General features: G+C 68.6%; 5 protein-coding genes. All 5 read left to right on the forward strand.

The window, feature by feature from the left end; all coding sequences use genetic code 11:
* Positions 1–310 precede the first annotated feature (310 nt).
* The gene (locus RTM68_RS16170) at positions 311–1,972 is read left to right on the forward strand and encodes an ABC transporter substrate-binding protein (RefSeq protein WP_312172868.1); all 1,662 of its coding nucleotides are present in this window, start codon (positions 311–313) and stop codon (positions 1,970–1,972) included.
* A gap of 21 nt (positions 1,973–1,993) precedes the next feature.
* Positions 1,994–2,962: an ABC transporter permease gene (locus RTM68_RS16175; protein ID WP_312172871.1), complete on the forward strand. Its 969-nt coding sequence runs from the start codon at positions 1,994–1,996 to the stop codon at positions 2,960–2,962.
* On the forward strand, positions 2,959–3,858 hold the full coding sequence (locus tag RTM68_RS16180) for an ABC transporter permease (RefSeq protein ID WP_312172872.1): 900 nt from the start codon (positions 2,959–2,961) through the stop codon (positions 3,856–3,858). The genes RTM68_RS16175 and RTM68_RS16180 overlap by 4 nt, the downstream gene beginning before the upstream one ends.
* A complete protein-coding gene (locus tag RTM68_RS16185) occupies positions 3,855–5,519 on the forward strand; it encodes an ABC transporter ATP-binding protein (protein ID WP_312172874.1) in 1,665 nt (554 codons plus the stop codon). Before RTM68_RS16180 ends, RTM68_RS16185 begins: the two co-directional genes overlap by 4 nt.
* The coding region (locus RTM68_RS16190) for an acyl-CoA dehydrogenase family protein (RefSeq protein WP_312172877.1) at positions 5,516–6,396 on the forward strand (881 nt) is incomplete at its 3' end. The genes RTM68_RS16185 and RTM68_RS16190, both read left to right, overlap by 4 nt.

Here is a 6,396-nt window from a genome sequence, read left to right on the forward strand (position 1 = left end):
ACCCCCGGCGTGCCCGGCACCCCGGCGCGTGAGTCGAACGACCGCGCCGTATCCGACGCGCCCTCCGGGAGCGAGGAATGTGACGCAGAACGACGGCAGACGTAACGGCGTGTAATCGGCAGTAACCCGTCGACTCCCACCCCGGCCTGCCCCGCCGCCTCCCCTATCGTTTCAGCACGTCGACCGTGACGAGCACATGCGCCCCGGGACCGACATGCAGGTGAGAGGCCATGCCTCCGTGCTCCGGCGACGGCGAACGACCTCCGAATCCGCGAGGTCGTCGTCCCATCGCTCTGCCTAGGAGAGGCCCATGACCGCGTCCCGCCACCGTCTGCTCGGTGCTGTCGCAGCGACCCTGCTCACCATCACCCTCGCCGCCTGCTCGACGGGGAACGGCGGCTCCGCCGCGCCCACGAGTGCAGACGAGCCCGAAACGGGCGGCACGCTCGAGGTGGCTCTCAACGCCTGGGCCCCGACCAACCTCGATCCCCACCAGCAGGGCAACTCGAACGATCCGCTCATCTTCCGCGCGATCTTCGACACCCTGTTCTGGCAGAAGGAAGACGGCACCTACGAAGGGCTGCTCGCCGAATCGTACGACGTCTCCGACGACGGCCGCGTCTACACGATCCACCTGCGTCCCGACATCACGTTCCACGACGGTTCTCCCCTGACCGCAGCGGTCGTGCAGCAGAACATCGAGCACATCTTCGACCCTGAGACGAAGGCGCCGCTCCAGGCGTCCTACCTCGGGCCGTACGAGAGCTCGGCGGCGATCGACGACCTGACTCTGGAGATCACGCTCTCGGAGCCGTACTCCGCGCTGATCAACGTCCTGTCACAGGCCTACCTCAGCATCATCTCCGGCGAGCAGCTCGCCGAGGCCCCGGAGACCATCGTCGATCAGCCGATCGGAACCGGTCCGTTCGAGGTCGTCGACTGGCGGGCGGACGAGTCGCTCACCCTGCAGCGCAATGACGACTACGCCTGGGCGCCGGAGTCCGACGCGGGCCGCACGGGCGCCGCATACCTCGACGGCATCGAGATCAGCTTCGTCGCCGAGGACAGCGTGCGCTACAACGGACTCGTCGCCGGCGACTTCGACGTCATCGACTGGACGCCACCGCAGAACGTCGAGTCGGTGCTGAGCAACGACAGCCTCGAGTTCACCAAGTTCGACAGACCCGGGCATCCCTACGCCCTGTGGCTCAACGAGAACAACGCACCGCTGGACGACCAGGCTGTGCGCCAGGCGATCTTCGCGGGCCTCGACCGCGAAGCGATCATCGACGCGGTGTCGTTCGGCCAGTGGACCGTCGCACAGGGCTTCCTCGTCCCGTCCACGCCCAACTACGCCGAGAACAGCGCGTCCACCTTCACGTACGACGTCGACCAGGCGAACGACCTCCTCGACGAGGCCGGGTGGTCGGAGCGGGATGCCGACGGCTTCCGCATCAAGGACGGCGAGCGTCTCTCGCTGTACTTCCCCACCACGGGCGATGTGGCTCAGGCGAACCAGATCCTCGAGATCGTGCAGGACCAGCTCAAGGACATCGGAGTCGAGATCCGGATCGACGTGCTCTCCTCCGAGGATCAGAAGGCACGGGTCGCAGCCGGTGAGCAGGACATCAGCGCAGGCATCTGGACGACGAACACGGCCGACGTGCTGTTCATCAAGTACAGCTCGTCCGAGGTGACCACGCCCGAACGCCGCGGCACGAACCAGACCAACACCGCGGATGCTCAGATCGACGAGCTCGTGGCGGCGGCGCGGGCGTCGACCGACCCGGAGGAGATCGCCGACCTGTACGCGCAGACGCAGGAGCGTCTCACCGAGATCGTCCCCTCGATCCCGCTCTACTACCGCCCCTCGCTGGTCTCGTACCAGGACTCGGTGCACGGTCTCGCGTTCGACCGCGCCTACGGCAACCTCTGGTTCTACAACACGTGGAAGGAAGGCGCGGGTTCCTGACCCGCCGCCTCTGGAGCCATCATGACCTCGACACGGACAGCGCGCGACGCGGCCGGATACCTCCGCCACGCGCTCGTGCGCGGGATCGCCGGGGTCGGAGTCCTCTTCGGCGCGATCACCCTCGCCTTCGTCGCCCTGTACGTCCTGCCCGGCGACCGCGTCTACGCGGTCGTCGGCGGGGCGGAGGTCAGCCTCACGGCCGAGCAGGAGGCGGCGATCCGCGAGCAGTACGGGTTCGACCAGCCTCTCTGGGTGCAGTACGGCTCCTATCTCGGGCGACTGCTGACCGGTGACCTCGGCACCTCGTACCAGCGAGACCTCCCCGTGGTCGACGTCATCGGGGAGCAGCTCGGACCCACGCTCCAGCTCGCCGGAACCGCGGCGGTGCTCACGATCGCCCTCACCCTCGCCGTCGCGCTGCTCACGGCGAAGCGCCGCGTCGCGCACCGCGTGTCATCCGTGGTCGAGATCTTCTTCCTCTCGGCGCCGGCGTTCTGGATCGGGATCGTGCTGCTCACGATCTTCTCCTACTCGCTGCATCTGCTCCCGTCGGTGGGAAGCGACGGACCGGCGACTCTCGTGCTTCCGGCACTCACCATCGCGCTAAGCACGGCGCCGGCACTCATCCAGGTCTTCCGCGGAGCGCTCGAGGATGCACTCGACGAACCCTTCATCGTCACAGCGCGCACACGCGGTGTGAGTGAGGTGACGGTCAGGCTCGGTCATGCGCTCCGCCACGCTCTCATCCCGCTGAGCACGCTCTCGGGCTTCCTCGTCGGCGGGCTGCTGGGCGGCGCGGTGATCGCCGAGACGCTCTTCAGCCGACAGGGAATCGGTCGGGTTCTCGTCACGGCTGCGAACGCGAGCGACGTACCGCTCGTGCTCGGGCTCGTGCTCCTCGCCGCGGTCGCCTACGTCGGCGTGAACTTCATCGTCGACCTGCTCTACCCGCTGATCGACCCTCGCATCCGAACGGAGGCGCTCGCATGAGCGTGACCGAGCTCGCCCTCCCCCCTCGACTGACGGAGCCGTCTCCGACCGCCCCCGTCGGAGACCCCCGGCCGCCCCGGCGCCGTCGATCGCGCGGGTTCCCCGTCGGGTTCTGGTTCGCCCTCGGCTTCTTCGCGATCGTCGTCGTCGCAGCTCTCGTACCCGGCGCGCTCGCTCCGTACGACCCCCTGTCGACCGACACCTCGAACGTGCTCGCAGCGCCCAGCGCCGCACATCTGCTCGGCACGGATGAGGCGGGCCGCGATGTGCTGAGCCGCATCGTCTACGGCGCTCAGCCTGCGCTGTTCCTGGGGATCGGAGCGACCGTCATCGCCCTCGGAGTCGGCAGTCTCATCGGCCTCGCCGCCGGTCTCGGCAACAGGTTCCTCGACGCGATCCTGATGCGGCTGACCGACGTGTCGCTCGCCTTCCCCGAGCTGCTTCTCGCTCTGCTGATCATCTCGATCTTCGGGGGCGGGCTGGTCAACACGCTGCTCGCGATCGGCATCGCCGGCATTCCCAGCTATGCGCGACTCGTCCGCGGTCAGACCCTCGCCATCCGGAACGCCGGCTACGTCGAGGCTGCTCGGGGAATCGGCCTCAGCCGCACCCGTGTCGCCCTCGCACACGTGCTTCCGAACGCGATCCGGCCGGTGCTCGTACTCGCGACGATCGGAGTCGGCACCGCGACGCTCGCCGGAGCCGCTCTCACCTTCCTCGGTCTCGGGGTCGCGCCGCCCACCCCGGAGTGGGGATCGATGCTGTCGGTCTCGCGCAACTTCCTGGAGCGCGCGTGGTGGTACGGCATCTTCCCCGGTCTCACGATCACTGCGCTCGTCATCTCGACCACGACGATCGGTCGAACGCTGCAGCGACGGCTGGAGGGCAAACGATGAGCCGCCCCCTCGTCGACGTGTCGGACCTGCGAATCGGGTTCGGACGCGGGTCGGAGCAGAGCGACGTCGTGCACGGGATCTCGTTCTCGATCGAGGAGGGAGAGACGGTCGCGATCGTCGGCGAATCCGGATCCGGCAAGAGCGTCACCGCCCGCACGCTCGTCGGGCTCACGGGCGACGGCAGCACCGTGGCAGCGGATGCCCTGCGTCTCGGCGACCATGATCTGCTCTCGGCATCGAAGCGCGCGTGGCGCACGATCCGCGGTGGCGAGATCGGCTTCGTGCTGCAGGATGCGCTGGTGTCGCTCGACCCGCTCCGCACCATCGGCCGCGAGATCGAAGAGCCGCTGCGGGAGCACTTCTCGTGGACCGCCGAGCGCAGGGGCGCCGAGGTCCTCGACCTTCTTCGCGACGTCGGAGTGCCCGAACCCGAGCTGCGCCGTCGTCAGCGCCCGCACGAGCTCTCCGGTGGCCTGCGCCAGCGTGCCCTGATCGCCAGCGCCATCGCCGCGCGTCCGCCGTTCCTCATCCTCGACGAGGCGACGACGGCGCTGGACGTGACCGTGCAGGCGCAGATCCTCCGCCTGCTCGGACGCTTCAAGGATCAGGGGCGCACCCTTCTGCTGATCACCCACGATCTCGCCGTGGTCTCTCAGATCGCGGATCGCGTGATCGTCATGAAGGACGGCCGCGTCGTCGAGACCGGCACGACGGACGACGTCTTCACCCGCGCCGAGCATCCCTACACTCGTCGGCTCATCGCCGCCATCCCCTCGAACCGTCCTCGCCGCGCGGCGACGGTGATCGAGCGCCCGGCATCCGGCGACGTCGGGGAGGCTCTTTCCCCCACGGCGGCGGTCGCGCAGGTGTCGCACATCAGCAGGACGTTCGCGCTGCCGACCGGCGGCACGCTGCGTGCTCTCGACGACGTCTCGTTCGACCTGCATCCCGGACGGACTCTCGGGCTCGTCGGCGAATCGGGTTCGGGGAAGACCACGGCGGGGCGCATCCTGCTCGGGCAGGAGCGCGCGGACGACGGAGACATCCTCGTCACAGGCTCGCGCTGGTCGGAGGTGCACGGGCGTGAGCGGGCGGCGCTGCGTCAGCGCATCCAGGCCGTGTATCAGGACCCCCTCAGCTCCTTCGATCCGCGGCACTCGATCGATCAGGTGCTCACCGAGGCGGTACGCGCCCTCGGCCGCCATGATCGCTCGGCACGTCGCGCGCGAGTCCGTGAACTCCTCGATCACGTCGAGCTCAGCACCGGGCTGCTCGAGCGGCGGCCCCTGCAGCTCTCCGGCGGCCAACGACAGCGGGTCGCGATCGCGCGCGCCCTCGCGTTGGAGCCGACGATCATCGTCGGCGACGAACCCGTGTCCGCACTCGACGTGTCGATCCAGGCACAGATCCTCGACCTCCTGGTGCGCATCCAGAAGGAGACGCACGTGGCCCTGCTCCTGATCTCACACGATTTCGGCGTCGTGAACGCGATCAGCGATGAGGTGCTGGTGCTCAAGGACGGCAGGACCGTCGAACACGACACGGTGTCGAACGTGTTCGATCGCCCGCAGGCGGAGTACACGAGGGAGCTCCTCGCCGCGATCCCGCGATTCCACGGCACATCCTCGACCATCTCCCCCACGATTGAGAGCCTCGCATGACCGCCCCCACATCGACCGCACCGGCTGCGGTGCCCCTCGCATACGAGCGTCTCGCCGAACGGTTCCGCCCGATCTTCGCCGAGATCGCCGCGGGCGCCGCGGAACGGGAGATCACCCGCACGCTGCCGTTCGAGCAGATGGCGCTCCTGCGCGATGCAGGCTTCGGCGCGGTGCGCGTGCCCGAGGAGTACGGCGGCGCCGGAGCATCCGCCGTGGACCTCTTCCGCCTGCTCATCGAGCTCGCCCGCGCCGACTCCAACGTGGCCCACATCTGGCGCGGGCACTTCGCCTTTCTCGAGGTGCGCCTCACCCATGAGGATCCGGAGTACCGCCGGCACTGGGGCGAACGAGCGGTGGCCGGTGTCGTGGTGGGCAACGCGCAGAGCGAATCCGCGAGCGCCTCGCCCGCCGAGAGCAGCACCGTCATCACCGAGAAGGACGACGGGACGCTCGTGCTGAACGGGGAGAAGTACTACAGCACGGGCACGATCTACTCCGACTGGGCGAACGTCACCGCCCGATACCGGGACGAGCACGCGACCATCGCGGTTCCCCTGGATGCCGCGGGCGTCACCGTGCATGACGACTGGACGGGGTTCGGCCAGCGCCTCACGGGAACCGGAACGACGATCTTCGCGGACGTCGAGGTCGATCCTGCACATCTCACGGTGTACTCGCCGGGGTCGCGCGACCGGAGCTACATCTCGGGCTTCTACCAGCTGTTCCTCCTCGCCGTCGTCGCCGGTATCGGGCATGCCGCGGTCGACGACGCCGCCGACTATGTGCGCTCGCGGACCCGCTCATTGATCTCCGGGGCGGCGGCGCAGGACGATCCGCTGTCACAGGCTGTTCTGGGTCGCGCCGCCGGGTCGGCGTT

This window comes from Microbacterium sp. (genome assembly GCF_031988965.1).
GTDB lineage: Bacteria > Actinomycetota > Actinomycetes > Actinomycetales > Microbacteriaceae > Microbacterium.

Excerpts from the sequence above, each read along its gene's own strand:
- RTM68_RS16170 (WP_312172868.1), top strand. The coding sequence starts at position 311 with ATGACCGCGTCCCGCCACCGTCTGCTCGGTGCTGTCGCAGCGACCCTG.
- RTM68_RS16175 (WP_312172871.1), top strand. The coding sequence starts at position 1,994 with ATGACCTCGACACGGACAGCGCGCGACGCGGCCGGATACCTCCGCCAC.
- RTM68_RS16180 (WP_312172872.1), top strand. The coding sequence starts at position 2,959 with ATGAGCGTGACCGAGCTCGCCCTCCCCCCTCGACTGACGGAGCCGTCT.
- RTM68_RS16185 (WP_312172874.1), top strand. The coding sequence starts at position 3,855 with ATGAGCCGCCCCCTCGTCGACGTGTCGGACCTGCGAATCGGGTTCGGA.